The sequence below is a fragment of the Streptomyces sp. L2 genome (assembly GCF_004124325.1).
Lineage (GTDB): Bacteria > Actinomycetota > Actinomycetes > Streptomycetales > Streptomycetaceae > Streptomyces.
In genome coordinates, this window is record NZ_QBDT01000001.1 from 7012946 (window position 1) to 7033016 (window position 20071).

A 20071-nucleotide genomic window follows, 5' to 3' on the forward strand; every position below is an offset into this window, starting at 1 on the left:
TGGTGGGGTCGGCAGACGCAGTCGTTCCGCGCGGGGCGGCGGCTTCCGGGGAGGTGGGGTGCACGGTCGTCAGCCCTCCAGGACCGTGCGCAGGTCCCACAAGGTGCGCCAGGTGGCGGAGCCCTGCTCCGCGCGGCGCCGCACGGGACCGTCCCAGTAGCCGCGCAGCCGCGCCGCGTCGGCCGGGTCGTCCTTGCGTACGACGCCGAGCAGGTGGCCCGGAAGCAGCCCGAGGACGTCGCGGTCACCGGGGAAGTAGGCTGCCGCCAGTCCGAGGGCGCCCGCCACGGACACGGCCTCGGCGGTGCTCATCACCGTGGACGGACGCTCCACCTCCCAGCCCTCCGCCGACCGCCCCTCCCGCAGGTCCCGGAAGGCGGTGACCAGGGCCTCCAGCACCGCGTCGTCGACCTGGAACGGCGCCCCGGCCCGCTCCACCGACGCCCTGGCCTGCCCCCGGACCAGCGCGGTCTCGGCGTCGAGATCGGGGATCGGGCCCACCGTCTCGAAGTTGAAGCGGCGCTTGAGCGCGGCGGACATCTCCGAGACGCCCTTGTCCCGCAGGTTGGCCGTGGCGATGAGACTGAAGCCCGGCGCGGCGTGCGCCGAACCCTCCTCGGTGCCGGCCAGTTCGGGCACGGCGATGCGCCGCTCGGAGAGCAGGGACACCAGGGCGTCCTGCACCTCCGGCAGACAGCGGGTGACCTCCTCGACACGGGCGATGGATCCGCGGGTCATCGCGGTGAGCACCGGAGACGGCACGAGCGCCTTCCGGCTGGGGCCCTGCGCGAGCAACAGGGCGTAGTTCCAGCCGTACTTGAGCTGGTCCTCGGTCGTGCCCGCCGTTCCCTGCACCACCAGGCCACTGGTGCCGCACACCGCGGCTGACAGCAGCTCCGACAGCATGGACTTGGCGGTGCCGGGCTCACCGACGAGCAGCAGCCCCCGCTCACCGGCGAGCGTGACGACGCACCGCTCCACCAGCGCCCGGTCACCGACGAACTTGCCCTCCACCACCAGCCGGCGCGGCACCCCCTCGGGCGCCTGGGCGTCGTCGGGCAGCCGCAGCGCCTGTCGGCCGCTACCCATGACGAACGTGACGACGGCCCTCGGCGTGAGACGCCACGCGGGCGGCCGCGGCCCGCTGTCGTACGCGGCGAGAAAGGCCAGTTCGGCGGCGAACCGGTCCTCGGGCGGCACGATCTGCCGCATCGGGTCGGGAGCGAGAGCGGTGGTCATCGGCGTGGATCCTTCGGGGTGGCGCGGAGGTGGGTGGCGAGGGCGGAATCGGTGCGGAGGGAACCGGCGCCCGAGCCGGACGAGCCCGAGCCGGACGAGCCGGAGCCGGACGAGCCCGAGCTGGACGTGCCCGAGCTGGACGTGCCCGAGCCGGAAGAGCCCGAGTCGGCCGGTCCGACCGCCGGGACAGCTGTCGTACGTGTGCTGTTCATCGGCGCCGCCCCTTCCGGGTCGCCCGGGTCGTCAGTTCCTCGTACGCCGGGGCGTCACCGGACGCGACACGGGCCCAGGCCCGTGCGAACAGCTCCGGGACCGGGAGCAGCGGCAGCGTGCGTCCGTGGTCCAGGACCGGGTACAGCCCCTCCTTCCAGGTCTCCACCGGCAGCGCGGGCGACTTCAGGTCGCGCCAGCCGCCCGGCAGGAACAGGGTCCGTCCGGCGCGCGGCCGCTGGGCCTCCACGACCAGCTCGGTGGCGGCCAGTTCGGCCCGGGCCCGCTTCAGGCGGGCGGGCTTCCAGCCGGTCCAGCGGGCGCAGTTGCGGTCGGTGGGGTCGGGCAGCGCCAGCAACTGCAGGTAGAGCGCCGCGGCGTCCTCGCCCAGGCCGTGGGCCGCGGCGACCTCGGCGACCAGCGTGGGCACGGAGGCCGTGGGGTCCTGGGCGTAGCCGCCGGTGCCGTCGAGACCTGCCGTGACGGCCCGGGCCAGTTCCTCGCCGAGCACGGTGCGCAGGGTCCGCAGGCCGTCGCCGCGCGCCGGGCCGGCCAGGCCTTCGAGCAGCCCGAGGACGGCGTCGTCGGGGCCGGTGAGCGCGGCCGGGCGGACCTGCACGCTCTCGGTGCCGCGGTACCAGGGGCGCAGCACGATCGCGTCGCCTATCCGGGTCAGTCCGTGTGCGTCGCCGCCGCCGGACTCGGGCAGGCCGTGGAGCCTGCGGAGTTCCACCGCGGTGGAACCGCCCTTCTCGGTCCAGTCGACGTCGAGACCGAGGAGCAGCTCCGGGTCGGTCAGCCGGCGGCGCAGCGCGGCGAGCCCCTCCGGCAGGGCGGCGCGCAGCGGATGGCCGTACGGCAGGACGTAGGCCAGCGCGGCGAGAGAGGTCACCGCGGTGCTCAGCGATCCCCGGCCGGGCACGGCCGACGGGTCCTCCGGGGCGAGGTTGCCGTCCTTGTCGGGACGCAGCACCGTGGTGCGGCTCAGCCACCGTGTCCGGGACGGGTTGAGCACCTCCTCCGTGTAACCGATGCCGGCCAGGTCGGCGGCGCGTTCCTCGGGCACCCGGACGAGGGAGGCGAGCCGCTCGGCCCACACCCGCCCCGCGGCCTCCGTGTCCGGACCGCTGGTCCACAGGTCCGCGGGATCCGCCGGCAGCAGCGCGCCGAGCAGGGACCAACGCTCGTCGGGAGTGAGCGAGTTGAGCCGGGCGACGGCGAAGTCACGCTGGCGCGGCTTGAGTCCCAGCAGGGACATGCCCTCGGCGTCCGGCTCCGGTACGAGGCCGCCGAGCAGCACCGCGGCCTGCAGGGGGCCGAGCCCGCCGCGCGTGGCCGTCACCAGCCGCTCGGGCGCCTCGGCCTGCCAGGGCACCGCTCCCTTGTCCCGGGCCAGGCGGGTGACGGTCCTGAGGTCCGCGGCGGAGAGCGTGGCGGTGTGCCGGGTCTCCTCACCGAGGGTGAAGTGGGCGACGGCGCCGAACGCGCCGGACGGGTCGTGGTCCAGGGCCAGCCAGTTGACCCGGCCGTGCTGTGACTCGATGTTCTGGCAGCCGAGGATCACCACGGTCCTGCCGTCCAGGCGCAGCACCTGGCCGGCGCGGTCCTGCCGGTCGTGCGGCTCGCTCAGCACGATCTCCCGCAGTGTGCCGTCGGCCTCCGCGAGCGGCCCCTCGGCCACCGCCTCCAGCAGCAGGAGCAGGGGTTCGCGCCCGCTGTCGGCTACGGCGGGGGACACGGCACGGTAGGCGATCGGGCGCAGCACCCTCAGGAGGGGCGGCCAGACCGCGGTGTTGTCGGGAACCGTGTGGTCGTCGGTGCGCCAGCCATCGGTGAGGGTGCGGGTCTTCTCCTTGGGGGGCAGCGGCTTGCCGTCGGCGGGCCCGCCCGACAGCACGTGGTTGACGGCGCGGATCTGCCGGAGCGTGATCCACTGCTCCCCGTGCCACCAGCCGTGCAGTCCGGTGATTCCGCCGAGGGCCTCGCGCAGGGCGCGGTCCTGGCCGTGTTCCGGGCGGTAGTCGGCGAACATGCCCTCGGTGCGGTTGCGCGGCTGCCGGGGCCGCTCCCGCACCGGCGCGGCGAACGCCTCGGCGGACTCCGTGACGCGCAGGGCCGAGCGGACCAGAGCCGCGACGCCGGTGAGCAGGGGGCCGTCGGTGAGGTCTGGCAGGGCGCGGGCCACCGCGTCCCGGGCGACCTTCTCGACGGGCGGCACGGCGGACCTGGCGGTCTCGTCGGAACCGGCGTCGGCCAGCGCCTGCCGCCGCTGTGCGAGCGCCTCGGCACTGGTGCGCAACACCTCGGCCGCGCGCCCGTCCGTGAGGGCGCGCAGCAGTGCCGAGCCCCGCTCGTCCCGGGGACGCAGGGCGTGCCAGTACGGGAGCGGGGGCACGAGCCGCGTCCCCGCCGCGTACTCGTTGTTCCCGCTGTCCGGCAGCACCCGGCCCAGTTCGCCCGAGGCGGCGGTGTCGTCGGGTGCGAACAGGGCGACGTGCCGGAAGAACCGGACCGCGACCGGCCCGGCGCCGCCGGGCAGCCGCAGCGCACCCAGCGGCACGGGCGCCTGACCGGAGGCGTCCACCAGCACGGACACGGTCCGGCCGTCCGGCGTGCCCGCGGTGCGGCGGGCCGTGTCGCCCTCGCCCTCGGCGCGCACCCAGCGGCCGAGCACGGTGCCGTCCGTGCCGAACGGGCTGCCCTCCAGGCCCGGTTGCAGCGGCAGCACTTCGCACAGGCTCTGCAGCAGCCGGGCGTCGTCCCGGATGCCGGCCCGCAGCGGCGCGGGCAGGGACGCCCGGCCGTGCGTGCCGGTCGCCGGGTCGTACTCCAGCCAGACCGCCTCGCGGCCCTGTGCGCCGAGCCGCCAGCAGCCGGTGCCGTCCCCGGCGATGTGGCGCCCCGGCGGCAGCACCGTGTCCCCGGCGTGCAGGGTGCGGCCCCCTGTGGCACGGCCGCCGTCCGGCAGCGGGATCGACGGGGCGACCGTCTCGTTGCTCGACCACCACGAGGGGATCTGGTCCCCGCCGAGTTCGAACACGTCGGCGGGCCGGGCGGACCAGTAGCCGTACTGCTTGCTGTCCTGCCGCCACATCACCAGCAGTTCCCCGTCCACGTACCGGAACCGGGGGCGCTGCCAGCGGTCCAGTGCGTGCGGCACCCGCAGTTCGTGCTCCAGCAGCACCTCCTCGGGTCCGACGACGACGGCCCGGTCGCCGCGGGCGAGGATCAGCGCGGGCCAGGCGTCGTGGTGGGTGAGGGTGTCGTCCTGACCCTTGCGGGTCCTGGCGTCGAGCAGACGCAGCGCCTCCTCCAGTGCCGGCCAGCCCAGCTCGTCCAGGATTCCCGCGCGCAGCGTGCGGCCGAGCAGCGGTGCGACCTCGTGCCCCGCGACACGCGCGACGGCGGCCGGGTTGACCTCTGCGGCGACCGGCCGGAACGGCCGCAGCCGGTCGAGCGCGGCCCGCGCGCCGGGCAGTCCCACCGCGCGCAGGTAGTCCTCGGCGGCCTCGTCCAGCCACTCGCGCAGCACACCGGAGAGCACCGGATGGGCGGCGAGGGCCTTCAGTTCGGCGGAGCCGAGCCGGGCGGAGTGTCCCGTGCTCTCCGTGTCCAGCGCCTGGTGCAGCAGGCGCCGCAGGCGCGGGTCAGCGCCGGTGGCCACCAGATCACGGCGGCCGGCCCGGGTGTCCGTCAGCCAGGCGGAGACGGGCAGGTGGACCCGCACGTCGGCGCCGGGCACCGCGAGCGGAACGCCCCGGGCCACGCACAGGTCGAGCAGGTCGAGATCCGCGCCCGCGTGCCAGCGGCCGGTGAACAGGTCGACCGGCCGGCCGTCGGCCACCAGCCGCGGGGCCATCCGCTTGACGAGGGCGAGGGTGGCGGGCGAACGGTCGGCGTACGAGCGGCCGTGCTTGCGGAACGTGGCCCACCGGCTCAACCAGTCCGCGGCGTCCGCGGATCCTGCCTCGGGGGAGTCGCCGCCGGCCTCGGTCAGTAGCCGGTCCGCCCCGCACTCGGCGAGCAGGTCCAGCCAGAACTCGTCGTCCTCCACCGCACGGCCCAGCCCGGCCGGCATGATCTCCAGCAGCCGGGCGCGGACCGCCGGCCGCCGTTCGGCGAGGACCGGCAGGACGGCGCGGTAGGCGTTCCAGAACGACGCGGGCGCGCGGACTGCGGCGGGCGAGGCGATGAGGTCGGCGACGAGCGCGCACTCCTCGGTGACCCGGTCGAGACCCGCCGCCTTGATCAGCCCGCGCGCGTCCTGCGGCAGTGAGGCGTACGGCGGCATGCCCGCCGCGCAGCGCTCCACCGTCAGTTGCCTGAACTGTGCCCACGCCGTGGCCGGGGTGAGCCGCCGGGAGAGGTCCTTCACATGCTCCTTGAGCGCCTTGACGGTGAGCGCCCCGGCGAAGGCGAACTCCAGGAACACCGCCCGCTGCCGCTCCTCGTCCACCGTGAGCGCGTGCACCCGCTCGGCCTCGCGGGCCTTGCCGAAGAAGGCGGCCGCGTACGTGGTGTTCTCGTGCTGGAGGAAGACCCGGGCGGCCTGCTCGTAGAACGTCGGCAGGAAGTGCGGCACGGCCCGGCCCAGCCGTTCGCCCAGCGCCTCGAAGCCCTCTTTCGCGGTGCCCGGACGGGACTTGGCCTGCCGGGCCAGCCGCTCGACGTCCTTGACGAGGGCGAGCGCGTGGTGCCCGTTCGCCGGGTCGTTGACCAGCGCCCAGGCCGGGAAGCCCAGGGTCACCCGGCGCACCTGACCGACCTCGGGCGCCTCCGGCTCCCGGGACATGCCGAGGAACTCCAGCGCCAGGTCCTCGGCCTCGCCGAGCGTGCCGGGCACCAGCCGGACCACCCGGCGGTCGTCCAGGGCGGGATGCGTGTACGTGCGCACGGTGAGGCCGTCGGCGTCCTCCCGCGCGGAGGTGCCCGGCGGCAGGACGGCACCGGCGTCCAGCAGCGTGGCGACGATGGTCTCGTCGTATCCGGTGATGCCCGTCATGCCGCCTGCTCCTCGTCCTCGATGACCCGCCCGGCGTACAGCGCGGCGGCCATGCGCATGCCCTCCGACCAGGCGACCGGCCCGACCTGACCGAGCTTCAGCACCCGGCCCGCCGGGTCCGACCACACCAGCGGACCCGTCTCGGTCTCCTCGTAGCCCTCGTAGTCGCCGATCCAGACGCGGGCCTCGATGCCGCGCCCGTCCTCCAGGACCGGGCACACCGCGTGCCCGCCGCGCACCCGGTAGCCGAGCTGGGCCGCCCTGCCGTGCAGGAAGCGCAGCTCCTTGAACGAACCGCCCGCGTACTCGTCGACCTGCGTGCCCTCGGCGTCGACGGCGGCCGGCCGGTGCCAGACTTCACGGAAGAGCTGCTGGGCGCGCTGCTCCACGCCGAGTTCGACGGCGAACTCGCGCAGCTCCTCCAGGTCGTCGAGGAGGACGGGGTGCGGGATGCGGACCAGGTCGGGGGCGATGCGGACGGTGTCGCCATCGAGGTCGACCAGGCCGAGGCCGCGTCCGGTCCCGGCGTCGCGCAGGAACCCGGCGACCCGGCCGTCCTCCCCCGTGACGACGACGTCGCGGAGGGCGGCCTGCCAGGCGGGATCCGGCCACACCCGGGTGACGACGTCGAGCGGTACCGGCAGCGAGCGGACCATCCACCGCTCCACATCGGCCAGGCACCGGCGTTCGTGCCGATCCAGCCACTCGACGAGCTGCCTGAGGCCCACCACCGCCGGTTCGTCGGCGATCTTCGAAGGCACCGACTTCAGCCGCCGCCCGGCCGCGTTGCGGCAGACCACCTTTCCGCCGTCGAGGGCGACTTCGTAGTCGCCGGCCGACACCCACCCCATCCGTGCCTCCCCGCACCGCAGTGATCAACTGTCGGGAACTGTAAGGGAGACCACTGACAACGCGGCCGGGCCCAGGGAGAGACGTTTCGCCTCCCGGGCACGGCCGCGCTACGGGGTTGAGGAGCCGGCGGACGTCAGTCCCGCCCGCCGCCCCGCTCCGCCTTCTGCTGCTTCTCCTTCTGCGCGTCCTTGAGCCGGGCCGCCTCCTTGCGGACCTCGGCCTGGGTGGCGCGCTCCTTCTCCAGCCACTCGGGCCGCTCCTGCTTGAGCGCCTCGATCTGCTCCGTGGTCAGCGCCTCGGTGACGCCGCCGCGCGCGAGGCCCGCGATGGAGACACCGAGCTTCGCGGCCACGACCGGACGCGGGTGGGGGCCGTTGGCACGCAGCTCCCGCAGCCACGCGGGCGGCTCGGCCTGCAGCTCGTTCAGCTCGGCGCGCGTGACCACACCCTCCTGGAACTCGGTCGGGGTGGCGGGGAGGTACACACCCAGCTTCTTCGCCGCGGTCGCGGGCTTCATCGTCTGGGTGCTCTGCTGCGAACTCATGCGGTCCAGCGTATCGGCCGCGTGCCCGCCGGCCGACCACGGCCGGTAACCTGGCCAGGTGACAGGCTCGCAGGAATCACCGTCGTTCCGGCTCGCGTACGTCCCCGGAGTGACGCCCGCCAAATGGGTGCGGATCTGGAACGAACGCCTGCCCGGCATCCCGCTCACCCTCACCCAGGTCCCGGCCCCCGACGCGGACGGCGTGCTGCGCGCGGGCGACGCGGACGCCGCCTTCGTACGGCTGCCGGTGGACCGTACGTACTTCAGCGCGATCCCCCTCTACACCGAGACCACCGTGGTCGTCGTCCCCAAGGACCACCTGATCACGGCGGCCGACGAGGTGACGCTGGCCGACCTCGCCGACGAGGTGCTGTTCCACCCCCTGGACGACGTCTTCGACTGGGCCGCGCCTCCCGGGGAGCCCGCCTTCGAGCGCCCCGCCACGACACCGGACGCCGTCGAACTCGTGGCGGCGAACGTCGGTCTCCTGGTCGTCCCGCAGTCGCTGGCCCGCCTGTACCACCGCAAGGACCTCACCTACCGCCCGGTCGTCGACGCCCCGCAGTCGAGCGTGGCCCTCTCCTGGCCCGAGGAGGCCACCACCGACCTGGTGGAGGACTTCATCGGCATCGTCCGCGGCCGCACCGTCAACAGCAGCCGCGGCCGTACGGCGGCGCAGGCCACGGCGGAGAAGCCGCCGGGCAAGCGGGCCGAGCAGAGCAGTGGTGGCGGCCGGCAGAAGCAGGGGGCGCGCAAGCCCGGGACGACGGGTTCGGGAGCGGCGAAGTCGACGGGCGGCAACCCGCGCGCCCGCGCGAAGAGCGGCAAACCCCCGGCGAAGCGGGGCCGGCCGCGCAGGAGATCGTAAGGGCACCGGACCTTGGGCCCGCTCCACGGTGAAGCGTCCCCGGATTGCCCGGATTGTCCGGATCTCCGGGATCTCCGGGATCTCCGGGACCCCGAAACCCTCCGGATCCCCGGGACTCCCCGGGTTCTCCAGGTTCCCCTGGCTCGCGAAACCTCCGCAGCGACGGTGTCCCGCCGGACACGCCCGTGCGCGCCGGACCCCTGCCAGAGTCCCCGGCAGCCCGCTCAGTGTGTCGGGTCCGGCTCCTGTGACGGCGCCCGTTCCGCCGTGGGCGGGGCGGGTTGCGGGTGGGTGCGGCGTTCGTGGAGGTCGGCGATCGCCAGGGTCAGTGCGATCACGATGATGCCGACGGCCGTGAGCAGCCCGAGTTGCAGGGCCGCGGAGGGGGTGCCGCGTCCGGCCAGATGGGCGAAGTAGACCGCGCCGACGACGGCGATGCCGGCCGCCGACCCGATCCGCTGGGCGGTCACCAGGACGCCACCCGCGGCCCCCGCGCGGCGCACCGGAACGCGGGCCAGGGTGAGGGTCGTGTTGGGGGAGATCGTCACCCCTGAGCCGATCCCGGCGACGAGCAGGGGCAGCGCCGTCGCCCACGCCACTCCCCGCCCCGGCACCACCTCCACGGCGCCGACGACCGCGAGCAGCCCCACGGCCACCCCGCCCAGCCCGACGATCACGAGTCTGCGTCCGTGCCGTACGACCAGCCGCCCCCCGGCGGCGGCCCCGACCGCCGAACCGACCGCGAACGGCAGCGAGGCGAGTCCCGCCGCGAGGGCGCTGTATCCGACGCCGTTCTGCAGGAACAGGGTGTAGACGAAGAAGACCGTGGTGAAACCGGCGAAGTACACCAGGTTGAGCAGCACGCCGAGCGTGAACGACCGTACGGAGAACAGCGTCAGGTCGAGCAGTGGGGCCCGCCCGTGCCGCCCCTGGCGCCGCTCCCACGCCCAGAACGCCGCCAGCAGCAGGGCGGCCAGGGGCAGCAGCGCCCACTTCAGGCGGCCGCTCCACTCCTGCTCCTGCACCAGCGGCAGCATCAGGGCCAGGACGCCCGTGCCGAGGAGCAGCACGCCGGGCAGGTCGACGCCGTCGCGCTCGCCGGCGGACCCGGGCGAACGGGGCAGCAGCCGCAGCGCCGCCACGAACGCCGCCATGCCGATGGGCACGTTGACGTAGAACACCCAGCGCCACCCGTCGCCGGTGCCGAAGGCCTCGATCAGCAGGCCGCCGGCCGGGGGTCCCACCGCCGTGGACAGCCCGACGACGCTGCCCAGCATCCCGAACGCCCGGGCCCGTTCGGCGCCCTGGAACATCTGCTGGATCAGCCCCGTCGTCTGCGGGGCGACGATGCCCGAGGCGGCACCCTGGAGCAGCCGGAACAGCACCAGCCAGCCCGCGCCGGGCGCCAGCCCGCACGCCACCGACGCGAGGGTGAACAGTGCGAGCCCGAACAGGAAGGCCTCCCGCCGCCCGCGCAGGTCCCCGAGCCGGCCCGCCGGGACGAGGACGAGGCCGAAGGTGAGGGCGTAGCCCGACACCACCCACGACAGATCGGCCGCGTCGGCGCCCAGGCCGCGCTCCATCGACGGCAGCGCCACGTTCACGATCGAGCTGTCGAGCAGCGTCATGAAGCCTGCCGTCAGACAGACCGCGAGTGCCCGCCACCGCCGCCGGTCGTCGGTGGCCCGCGAGGGCCGCGCCATCGTCATGCGATCACGCTACGCAGTCACCGGCCGTCGAGCCCGGTAGGCGTGCCGCCGGTGCCCCGGGAAGACCCACGAACCGCGTGTTCCATCCCAACCGGCTGTCGCTCATCAGTTCGTATGACTGAAGTGTGACTGACTATGATCACCGCGATCATCGACTGTCAGGCCGGTCGTCGCGGACCGGCCGGGGGAGGGGACATCATGGCCCGAGGGGTCAGCAGACGCGGATTGCTGGGCGGGGCCGCGCTCGTGGGGGCCGGAGCGCTGGCGGGCGTGGTGCAGAGCGCCGGTACGGCCGTGGCGGAGGCGCCGCTGGACACACCGTTCACGCCGGTGTCGGTGCCGCACCTGCTGCAGGCCGAGCAGATGGTGCAGTACCAGCGGCTCCTGGCCGCCGGTCACCTGCCGAGAGGTCTGGCCGGTCACTGGCCGCTGGACGGCACGGCCGCCGACCGGTCCGGCTTCGGCCGTTCGGTCACGCTCGGCTCCGGTGCGACCTGGACCGGGCTGCGGGCCGGCGGGGAGTTGAGCCTGGACGGCACCTCGGGCGCGTACGCGACCACGGGTTCGGTGCTGGACACCACGGCGCCCTTCACGGTCTCCGCCTGGGTGCGGCTGTCGGACACGGCCAGTCTCGCCACGATGTACACGGCGGTGAGCCAGGACGGCACGACGGCCAGCCGCTTCCTGCTCCAGTACGACGACACGGCCGGCACCTGGGCGTTCAAGGTGCGCAGCGCCGACCAGAGCACCAAGGTCTCCGCCGTGGCGGCGGCCCCCGCCGCCCTCGGGAAGTGGACCCATCTGACCGGCGTCTGGGACGGCACGCGGATCCACCTCTACGTCGACGGCGTGCCGGCGGGCAGCGCGGACACGACCCTGTCCTGGGCCGCGACGGGCGGCTTCAGCATCGGGCGCGCCACGTGGGACGGCGCCCCGGCGAACCGCTTCGACGGCGCGATCGGCGACGTACGTGCTTACCAGCGCGTGCTGACCGCCGACGAGGTCGCCCTCATCAGCGGCCGTACGGCCCGCGCCAACAACGTCTACCTGATCGGCTCCCCGTCGTCCCTGGCCTGGGGGGGCACCCGACGATCCGGCGACCTGGATCTCCCGCGCCCGCTGCGCGTCCTTCGTCACCAAGGTGCTCGAACACACCTACGGCTGGGCGACGGACGACTACCTCACCACGTACTTCAAGGAGACCGTCCCGGAGGCCGCCGACTACCGGAAGGCGTTCGCCGAGGGCACGGCCGGCCCCCGCTTCCGGCGCGTCGAGAAGGTCACCGACCTGCGGCCGGGCGACCTGATCGCCATCGACTACAACGGCCAGGTCCCGGACAACACCGGCCACATCGTGATGGTCCGCGAGGTGAAGGGCACCTTCAGCGGTACGGCCGACTTCTCCGGGGAGACCCAGTACGCCGTCGAGATCGTGGACTGCACCTCCGACCCGCACGGCGTCTACGGCCTGACCACCTACGCGACCTACCCCGACACCCGGATGGTCAGCGACGTCGACGGCGACAACTTCCAGGGCGCCGGCATCGGGCACATGATGTTCTACGCCTCCGACGCCACCGGAGAGTTCTCGCGGTACCGGTGGAGCGTGAACACCAGCAAGACCACGGCGCAGACCCTCACGGTCGCCGACCGGCCGATCGCCGCGGCACGGGTGGTCTGACCGGCCGATCGGCCCGACGCGGGTGGTCTGACCGGCCGGACGACACCCGGGGCGCCCCGGCGCGCCGCCGGTCTCCGGATCAGCCGCGCGCCGCGCGTCCGACCGACTCCACCAGCGGCAGCAGCCGGTGCGGCACGCGCTCGCGGAGGGCCACCTCGGTGCGGGTGCGCACCACGCCGGGCATGCTGATCAGCTTCTGGATGACGTCCTCCAGGTGGGCGTTGTCCCGGCCCACCACCCGCGCCAGCAGGTCCCCGCCGCCGGTGATCGAGAACGCCTCGACGATCTCCGGTACGGCGGCCAGCGCGTCGCCGACGTCGTCGAGGTGGCCCTGCGTGACCTCGATGTGCACGAACGCCAGCACCGGGTGGCCCAGGGCGGCGGGGGAGAGGGAGGGGCCCGTGCCCGTGATGACACCGTCCCGCTCCATGCGGTCCAGGCGGGCCTGGAGCGTGCCGCGGGCGACCCCGAGGACGCGGGCGTACTCCCGCACGCTGGTGCGCGGCTGCTCCAGCAGCAGTCGCAGGATGCGGGTGTCGAGCTCGTCCACGACCATGACGCACGACTGTACCAATGGCCCAGCGATCCGCGCGGCGAGTGGGCCGCCCGCCCTGGTCCGTTGGCCTCGCACGTGCCGACCATCTCCTTGGGCGACTGGGCCAATGGCACAGTGATTCAGGGACGAGTTGAGCCAAGGGCCCCCAAGGTGCTCTCATGGAGTCGTCGATGGCGCTGCGGAATCCCGCGGCGCCTTTTTCGTGCGGGTTGACCATCGAGGGGCGGGCAGCAGTGCTGAAGAGGGTGTTCGTGGCTCCGGATCCGGGGCGGGCGCGGTCGCGGTTCGCCGCGCGGGCCGTCCTCGGCATCGGGCTGGCGGTCGTGGTCTGCGGACTGACCGGCCAATCCCTCGTCGGCGCGGTCACCGGCGGCCTCGCCGCGCTCCTGGCCCTGTTCACGGTCACCGACGCCACCGTGCGCGGCCAGGCGGTCACCACCGCCCTGCTGCCCGCCGCCGGACTGCCCGTGCTCGCCGCCGCGGCCGAGCTGCACGCCCACCCGGTCGCCCGTGACCTGGCCCTGCTCGCCGTGGTCGGCGCCGGTGTGTACGCCCGCCGCTGGGGTCCGCGCGGCCACAGCCTCGGCGTCTTCGCCTTCATGACCTTCTACGTCGCCGAGTTCCTGCACGCCACCCCGGGCCAGTTGCCCGGCCTGTGCGCCGCCGTCCTGCTGTCCGTGCTCAGCGCGGCTGTGGTGCGCTTCGGGGTCTGGTGCTACGAGCGCCGGGTCCCCCCGGCCGCCGTACCGGCCCCGCCCGCCGGCCGCGGCCTGGCGCGCGTGACCACCCGGCAGGCCGTGCAGGCGACCGCGGGCGCCGGTTTCGCCCTGCTCGTCGGCCAGCTCGTCTCCGGCCAGCGCTGGTACTGGGCCGTTGGCGCCACCTGGTGGGTGTTCGTGAACACCGCCTCGCGCGGCGAGACCCTGGTGCGCGGCTTCCGCCGGGTCATGGGCACCGTCATCGGCATCGTGCTGGGCGTCGCCGTCGCCGTCCCGGTGCACGGCGCGCCCCTGCCGACGGTGGTCCTCGTCGCGGTCGCGGTGTTCGGCATCTTCTACACGGCCGCCGTCTCCTACACCTGGATGATGCTCTGGGTGACCGTGCTGGCCGAGTCGCTGTACGGCCTGCTCGGCGTGCTCAGCCCCGGCCTGCTCGCCCTGCGCCTGACCGAGACAGGGGTCGGCGCGCTCGGGGCCGTGCTCGCCGTGCTGTTCGTCCTCCCGGTCACGACGCATGTCACCACCGACGCCTGGATCCAGCGCGCCCTGCGCTGCGTGCACGCCTGCACGGCCGAGGCCGCCGCCCGCCTCGCGGGCGACCCCGACGCCGACCCGGCGCCGCGGGTGGCCGAGCTGGAACAGCTCCTCGGTCGGGTACGGCTCTCCGTCGCCCCGCTGGTGCACCCGCTGAACATCGCGCCGGCCCGCAAGCGGCGCGCCCGCCAGGTCCTCGCGCTGCTGGACGACTGCGCCCGCGAGGTGCGCGGCCTGGTCGCGGTCGCGGCCGACCCCGAGGCGTCCCACGACGCCCGGCTCGCCGCCGCGTGCTGGCGGGTCGAGGCGGCGGTCGAGTCCCTCACCACGGGCGGCGCCGACCACGTCCACAGCCCTGCCGAACCGCCCGCCGAGCCCGCGCTGGCCCACCTGCACGGCCTGGAACGCGCCCTGTCCGACCTCGCGGAGCCGCTCCGAGCACGGTCGGCATCGTCACCCCTGATCGGAGCCTGAGGAGCCGGCCAGGAGCCGCCACGGGCCGACCACGAGCCGCCGCGAGCCGGCCGTGAGTCGGTCACGAGCCGCCGCGAGCCGCCGGGAGCTGGCCATGAGTCGCTGGGGGTCGGCCGCGAGCCGCCGTGCGTTGGCCATGAGCCGCCGGGAGCCGCCCATGAGCCGCTGCGAGCCGCCACTGACCGCCCACTAACCGCCCGCGAACCGCCCGCGAACCGCCCGCGAGCCGGCCATGAAGCGGCCGTGCGATCGGGCCGCGAACCGGCCGTGCGATGGGGCCACGAACCGGCCGTGCGATCGGGCCGGCCGAGTTCCTGGCGAGGCCGATTCGCTCGTTTGGTCTAGACCTTGGGTGATCGGCTGCTACCGTCGGCCCCGGAACGGCTCGACCGAGAGGGGACGACGGTGGCAGAGGGCGACAGGCGGCAGGGCAGGGCGTTCATCGGCTCGTTCACGGCGGCGGGCGGCCCCGGCCTGGTGACGGCCGAGGTCCGGCCCGACAACGGCGCCCTCACCCCCACCACCAGTCTCCGCACCGTCCCCGACCCCTCCTACCTCGCCCTCTCGCCCGACGGTGCCATGCTCTACGCGGTCAGCGAGACGGCCGAGGGCGAGGTCGCCGCGTTCCGCGTGGACGGCGACGCCCCCGAACTCGCCGGACCGTCCGTGCCGGTCGACGGCAGCGGACCCACCTACCTCGGCCTCTACGCCGGACACGTCCTCACCGCCAACTACGGCTCCGGCAGCGTCACGGCCGTACCGGTACGCCCCGACGGCACCCTCGGAACGGGACCCTCCGGACTGCTCCAGCACAGCGGCTCCGGACCGCACGACCGCCGGCAGCGCGGCCCGCACGCCCACCAGGTGCAGGCCGACCCCACCGGCCGCTGGGCTGTCAGCGTCGACCTCGGCACCGACTCCGTGCGCGTCTGCACCCTGGAGGACGGCGCCCCCGTCCTGCACCGCGAGATCGCGCTGCGCCCCGGCTGCGGCCCCCGCCACCTGGCCTTCCACCCCGACGGCGAACACGCCTACGTGGTCAACGAACTCACCCCGACCGTCACGGTGTGCCGCTGGGACGCCGACGCGGGCTCCCTCAAGCCGCTGACCGAGGTCCCCGTCCTGGCCGGCGCCCCGTCCGGCGACGCCTACCCCTCGGGCATCGTCGTCTCGCCCGACGGCCGCCACGTGTGGACGGCGACCCGCGGCGAGGACGTCCTGTCCACGCTCGCCGTCGAGGGCGACGGGCTGCGGCTGACCGGCACGGTTCCGTGCGGCGGCCACTGGCCCCGCGCCCTCACCGAGCACGCCGGCCTCCTCTACGCGGCCAACGAACGCTCCGGCGACGTCACCTGGTTCACCGTCGACGAGAGGACGGGTCTGCCCCGCTACGACGGCTCCGTGCGGGTCACCGCGGCCTCCTGCGTGATCTTCGGCTGAGCCGGGCCGCCTTCGGACACCCGAAGGGCCCGCTCCGTCAGGCGGAGCGGGCCCGGGACGCACGAGCGCCGAGTCCTGCGGTCAGCGGACCGGCGTGCCCTGCTGTTGCTGCGGGCTGATCCCCAGGGTCGTCGTGTACTGGGCGAGGGCCAGCTTGCCGATCGCCGGGTAGGCGCCGAGCGGCTCGGCGGTGGAGCAGCCCGCCTCCTCGGCGGCGGCGGCCAGCAGATCGGGGTCGATCTCGGGGCCCACCAGGTACGGCGCGAGCGCGAGCTGCGTCGAACCGGAGGACCGCAGCTGCTCGGCGACGGAGGAGATGGAACCCTCCTGGTCCAGGGCCGCCGCCATCACCGGCACGGCCAGCCGCGCGGCGAGCAGCATGCCGGTGATACCGGCCGCCTGCACGGCCTCCTCGCCGCCGACGGAGGCCAGGATGATGCCGTCGGCCGCGGTCGCCACGGTGAACAGACGGGCGCGGTCGGCGCGGGCCAGACCCGCCTCGGACAGGCGCACGTGCAGGGCCTCGGCGAGCAGCGGGTGCGGACCGAGCACATCGGTCAGATCGGCGGCCACCCGGCTGTCCATCACCGACTGGCGCACCTGCCGCAGCAGGGCGCTGTCCGGGCCCGCCAGGAGCGGGACGACGACGGCGACCGGGCCGTCCGGCTCCTTGGCCGCCACACCGGCGGCGACGGCCTGCTCGTAGCGGGCGGTGCGCTCCGCGGCGGCGTGCGTCAGCACGGCCCGCAGCGTCGGGAACTCCGCGTCGTCGCCGTCCAGGTAGCCGATCCGGGCGTCCAGGCCGGGCAGCTCCGAGCGGGCGATGCTCACGACCTCCTCGGCGAGGCCGCGCGTGGCGGCGCTGGGCACGCCGGGCACCGCGAGGACGAACGCGGGCGCGCCCTCGGGAGCCACCAGCGGTTCCGGCCGGCGGTGCCGTCCGGGCTGGCGGGGTCGCGGCATTCGTACAGGCAGGCCGGACGCGGGCCCAGTGGGGGAGCTCATGGCGCCGCATGTTACTAACTTTCTGGGCTCCCCTGTTCGGGGAGGGTGCAGGTGAGGGGTATCCGTCCGGTTTTGTCTGATGAGTTACGTACGGATGACACATGATTCCGACACATGCCGGACACATGGGCCGACACGGGACGATCCGGGGCCGGCATCCGGGCCGGACCGGCCCGTTCAGTCACCCGGCGCGGGGACCACGCAGAGCATCGCCGGTTCACCCGGCAGGGTGAACCGCCCGGCCGCCAGATCCGTCGCGATCCGTACGGCGCCGTGCAGCGGATCGCCCTCGGCCGGCACCTGCCGGGCGTGCGGCAGTCTGGTCGCCAACTCCTCCCGCAGGGGTACGAGGAGGGCGTCTCCCATCTTGAACAGGCCCCCGGTGAGGGCGACTTCGGGGCTCCCGGCGGCCGGGCACACGGCGGCGGCGGACTCGGCCATGTGCCGGGCCGCCGCACGCAGGATCCCGGCCGCGACCGGGTCGCGGCCGGCGCACTCGGCCACCTGCGGGGCGAAGGAGGCGAGGACGGCAGGACGGTCGGAGCGCGGATACAGCAGTCCCGGCAGGCCGTTCACCGGCCCGAACCGCTCCTCGGCGCGGGACAGCAGCGCGGCGGAGCCGCCGTCGCGGCCGTCGTGGGCGCGCAGCGCGGCCTCCAGCCCGGCCCGCCCGATCCAGGCGCCGCCGCCGCAGTCGCCCAGCAGATGCCCCCAGCCGTCCGCCCGCCGCCAGCCCGTCAGGTCCGTGCCGACCGCGATCAGGCCGGTGCCGGCGGCCAGCACCGCGCCTGGCCGGGGGCCCAGCGCGCCCACGTAGGCGGTGACGGCGTCCGCGGCGAGCGCCACCGTCCGCACCCCCAGCTCCCGGCTGAGCGCGCCCGGCAGTTCGGCCCGCAGCGCGTCACCGAGACTGGCGAACCCGGCGGCGCCCACCACGGCCGCGTCCAGGCCGCTCACCCCGGCCTCCTCGGCCAACGCGCGGGCGAGGGGCACCAGTTGCTCCATCAGATGGGCGGGGTCGATCCCGCGCCCGCCCGTCCGGACCGGCTCCTTCGACGCGCGCGGCGCGGACGGCTCCCGCCCCGGCACGCCGAGCACCACCCGGAGCCCGGAGCCACCGGAGTCGACGGCCAGGTAGCCGCTGCGGGCGGGGCCGGTCACGGCAGACGCCAGTCCACCGGCTGCCCTCCCTGCTGGAGCAGCAGCTCGTTGGCCCGGCTGAAGGGCCGGGACCCGAAGAACCCGCGGTCCGCCGACATCGGCGACGGGTGCGCGGACTCCACGGCCGGCAACCGGCCAAGCAGCGGACGCAGGTTCCGGGCGTCCCGCCCCCACAGGACGGACACCAGCGGCTTGCCGCGCCCGGCCAGCGCCCGGATCGCCTGCTCGGTGACCTGCTCCCAGCCCTTGCCGCGGTGGGCGGCGGGACTGCGCGGCGCCGTCGTGAGCGCCCTGTTGAGCAGCAGCACCCCCTGCCGCGTCCACGGCGTGAGGTCGCCGTTCGACGGCTGGGGCAGGCCCAGGTCCGTGTTCAGCTCCCGGAAGATGTTGATCAGGCTCGGCGGCAGCGGCCGTACCTCGGGGGCCACCGAGAAGCTCAGGCCCACCGCGTGTCCGGGGGTGGGATACGGGTCCTGACCGACGATCAGGACCCGTACGTCGTCGAAGGGCTGTTGGAAAGCCCGCAGGACGTTCGGCCCGGCCGGGAGGTAGGTGCGCCCCGCGGCGATCTCCGCGCGCAGGAAGTCACCCATCGACGCGATCTGCCCGGCCACGGGTTCCAGGGCCTTCGCCCAGCCCGCTTCGACGATTTCATGCAAGGGTCGTGGTGCCACGGGCGTCACCCTACTGCCGTACACCGGGCGGCGATCAAACGGCGTCCGCGGCGCGGGACCGCTGTCAGGCGATCACCGCCGCCCGCACGCACAGCACGTCCGGCAGGTGCGACGCCAGCTGCTGCCAGCTGTCGCCGTCGTCGGCCGAGGCGAACACCTCGCCGTTGCGGTTGCCGAAGTACACGCCCGCCGGATCCGCGTCGTCCGTGCAGAGCGCGTCGCGCAGCACCGTGCCGTAGTGGTCCTCGTCCGGCAGGCCCGCCGACAGCGGCTCCCAGCTCTTGCCCGCGTCCGACGTGCGGAAGACCCGGCAGCGGTGGTCGGCGGGCACCCGGTCGGCGTCCGCGTTGATCGGGAAGACGTACGCCGTGTCGCCCCGGTGCGGGTGGGCGGCCGCCGCGAAACCGAACGTGGACGGCAGGCCCGAGCCGATGTCGGTCCAGTGCGCGCCCGCGTCGTCGCTGCGGTACACCCCCCAGTGGTTCTGCAGGTACAGCCGGTCCGGGTCGGCCGAGTCCCGGGCGACCTTGTGCACGCACTGGCCGAACTCCGGGTTCGGATCCGGCAGGAACACCGCGGAGACACCGGAGTTGGACGGCGCCCAGCTCGCCCCGCCGTCGGTGGTGCGGAACACCCCGGCGGTGGAGACGGCCACCGTCACGGCACGCGGGTCCCGCGCGTCGGTGAGCACCGTGTGCAGCCCCTCACCGCCACCGCCCGGCACCCACTGCGCGCGCGTGGGGTGCTCCCACAGCGGGCGCACCAGCTCGAAGCTCTCGCCGCGGTCCTCCGAGCGGTACAGCGCCGCCGGTTCCGTGCCTGCGTAGACCACGTCCGGTTCGGCGGCGGCCGGGTGCAGCTGCCAGACCCGCTCCAGCGAGGCGCCGGTGTCCTGGGGGAACTTGACCGCCGGCCGGGCCGGCTCGGTCCAGGTGCGGCCCAGGTCGTCCGAGTGGAACACGGACGGGCCCCAGTGCGCGCTGTCCCCGCCCGCCAGCAGCCGCGGGGTGTCGCCCCGGGTGTCGATGGCGACCGAGTAGACGGCCTGCGCGTTGAAACAGGGACGGTCGTCGAACTCCCAGGCGCCCTCTCGCCGCCGCCCGATGAACAGACCTTTTCGGGTGCCCACGGCGAGCAGTACCTCGGTCATGCCGATCACCTCCGGGACGTCTTCGTCCGGGTCGTCGTCAGATATCGGCCAGTCTGCACCCCACCACTGACAGCGGCCCCCGGAGCGCGCGTCACCGCAGGTCACAACGGTGACGCTGGGCGGCCGCGGAGATCGGCCGGATCCGCTCGGCGCATGTGCCCGCGCGAACGGGGCGACTCGTGCGACCGTCGGGGAGACGGCTCGGCGTGAGCAGGGGGGCGGGTCCGCCCGTAAGGGAGGGCGGTCCGGTCGG

General features: G+C 74.6%; 15 protein-coding genes and 1 pseudogene. 5 read left to right on the top strand and 11 right to left on the bottom strand.

Annotated features, from left to right (window positions below; genetic code table 11):
* Window positions 1–69: 69 nt before the first annotated feature.
* From DBP14_RS31430 to DBP14_RS31450, 5 genes are all read right to left on the bottom strand, one after another.
* Window positions 70–1239, bottom strand: a complete 1170-nt coding sequence (locus DBP14_RS31430) for an AAA family ATPase (protein ID WP_129310887.1) — start codon at window positions 1237–1239, stop codon at window positions 70–72.
* Complete coding sequence (locus tag DBP14_RS36455) at window positions 1236–1451, bottom strand: hypothetical protein (RefSeq protein ID WP_206739387.1); 216 nt, start codon at window positions 1449–1451, stop codon at window positions 1236–1238. Before DBP14_RS36455 ends, DBP14_RS31430 begins: the two co-directional genes overlap by 4 nt.
* Window positions 1448–6451: a hypothetical protein gene (locus DBP14_RS31440; protein ID WP_241741085.1), complete on the bottom strand. Its 5004-nt coding sequence runs from the start codon at window positions 6449–6451 to the stop codon at window positions 1448–1450. The genes DBP14_RS36455 and DBP14_RS31440 overlap by 4 nt, the downstream gene beginning before the upstream one ends.
* The gene (locus DBP14_RS31445; RefSeq protein ID WP_129310888.1) at window positions 6448–7302 is read right to left on the bottom strand and encodes a DUF4132 domain-containing protein; all 855 of its coding nucleotides are present in this window, start codon (window positions 7300–7302) and stop codon (window positions 6448–6450) included. Before DBP14_RS31445 ends, DBP14_RS31440 begins: the two co-directional genes overlap by 4 nt.
* A gap of 134 nt (window positions 7303–7436) precedes the next feature.
* Complete coding sequence (locus tag DBP14_RS31450; RefSeq protein ID WP_129310890.1) at window positions 7437–7847, bottom strand: DUF5997 family protein; 411 nt, start codon at window positions 7845–7847, stop codon at window positions 7437–7439.
* Window positions 7848–7905: 58 nt separating this feature from the next.
* On the opposite strand from DBP14_RS31450, the gene DBP14_RS31455 reads away from it, so the two are divergent.
* Window positions 7906–8715, top strand: a complete 810-nt coding sequence (locus DBP14_RS31455; protein WP_129310892.1) for a LysR family transcriptional regulator substrate-binding protein — start codon at window positions 7906–7908, stop codon at window positions 8713–8715.
* A gap of 224 nt (window positions 8716–8939) precedes the next feature.
* Here DBP14_RS31455 and DBP14_RS31460 read toward each other — a convergent pair whose 3' ends face one another.
* The gene (locus DBP14_RS31460; RefSeq protein WP_241741086.1) at window positions 8940–10424 is read right to left on the bottom strand and encodes an MFS transporter; all 1485 of its coding nucleotides are present in this window, start codon (window positions 10422–10424) and stop codon (window positions 8940–8942) included.
* A 363-nt stretch (window positions 10425–10787) separates the two neighbouring features.
* Here DBP14_RS31460 and DBP14_RS37045 point away from each other — a divergent pair.
* Both DBP14_RS37045 and DBP14_RS37050 read left to right on the top strand, forming a co-directional pair.
* A pseudogene (locus DBP14_RS37045) lies at window positions 10788–11372 on the top strand (LamG domain-containing protein); the annotation flags it as partial.
* A 193-nt stretch (window positions 11373–11565) separates the two neighbouring features.
* Window positions 11566–12105 (top strand): hypothetical protein, encoded by a 540-nt coding sequence (locus DBP14_RS37050; RefSeq protein ID WP_241741087.1) that lies wholly within the window; start codon window positions 11566–11568, stop codon window positions 12103–12105.
* A gap of 79 nt (window positions 12106–12184) precedes the next feature.
* Here the strand turns inward: DBP14_RS37050 and DBP14_RS31470 are convergent, their stop codons facing one another.
* Window positions 12185–12661, bottom strand: a complete 477-nt coding sequence (locus DBP14_RS31470) for an Lrp/AsnC family transcriptional regulator (protein ID WP_129310894.1) — start codon at window positions 12659–12661, stop codon at window positions 12185–12187.
* Window positions 12662–12894: 233 nt separating this feature from the next.
* Here DBP14_RS31470 and DBP14_RS31475 point away from each other — a divergent pair, with 233 nt between their 5' ends.
* Window positions 12895–14388 (top strand): FUSC family protein, encoded by a 1494-nt coding sequence (locus DBP14_RS31475; protein WP_129310896.1) that lies wholly within the window; start codon window positions 12895–12897, stop codon window positions 14386–14388.
* Between the two features lie 405 nt (window positions 14389–14793).
* A complete protein-coding gene (locus DBP14_RS31480) occupies window positions 14794–15828 on the top strand; it encodes a lactonase family protein (protein WP_129310898.1) in 1035 nt (344 codons plus the stop codon).
* An 81-nt stretch (window positions 15829–15909) separates the two neighbouring features.
* On the opposite strand, the gene DBP14_RS31485 is transcribed toward DBP14_RS31480, so the two are convergent.
* From DBP14_RS31485 to DBP14_RS31500, 4 genes are all read right to left on the bottom strand, one after another.
* The gene (locus DBP14_RS31485; RefSeq protein WP_129310899.1) at window positions 15910–16833 is read right to left on the bottom strand and encodes a hypothetical protein; all 924 of its coding nucleotides are present in this window, start codon (window positions 16831–16833) and stop codon (window positions 15910–15912) included.
* 177 nt (window positions 16834–17010) lie between these two features.
* Window positions 17011–17994 carry a BadF/BadG/BcrA/BcrD ATPase family protein gene (locus DBP14_RS31490; protein WP_129310901.1) on the bottom strand — a complete coding sequence of 328 codons (984 nt, stop codon included), beginning with the start codon at window positions 17992–17994 and terminating at the stop codon, window positions 17011–17013.
* Complete coding sequence (locus DBP14_RS31495; RefSeq protein WP_129310902.1) at window positions 17991–18668, bottom strand: uracil-DNA glycosylase; 678 nt, start codon at window positions 18666–18668, stop codon at window positions 17991–17993. The genes DBP14_RS31490 and DBP14_RS31495 overlap by 4 nt, the downstream gene beginning before the upstream one ends.
* Window positions 18669–18732: 64 nt before the next feature.
* Window positions 18733–19818 (bottom strand): sialidase family protein, encoded by a 1086-nt coding sequence (locus DBP14_RS31500; RefSeq protein ID WP_164992446.1) that lies wholly within the window; start codon window positions 19816–19818, stop codon window positions 18733–18735.
* Window positions 19819–20071: the final 253 nt, after the last annotated feature.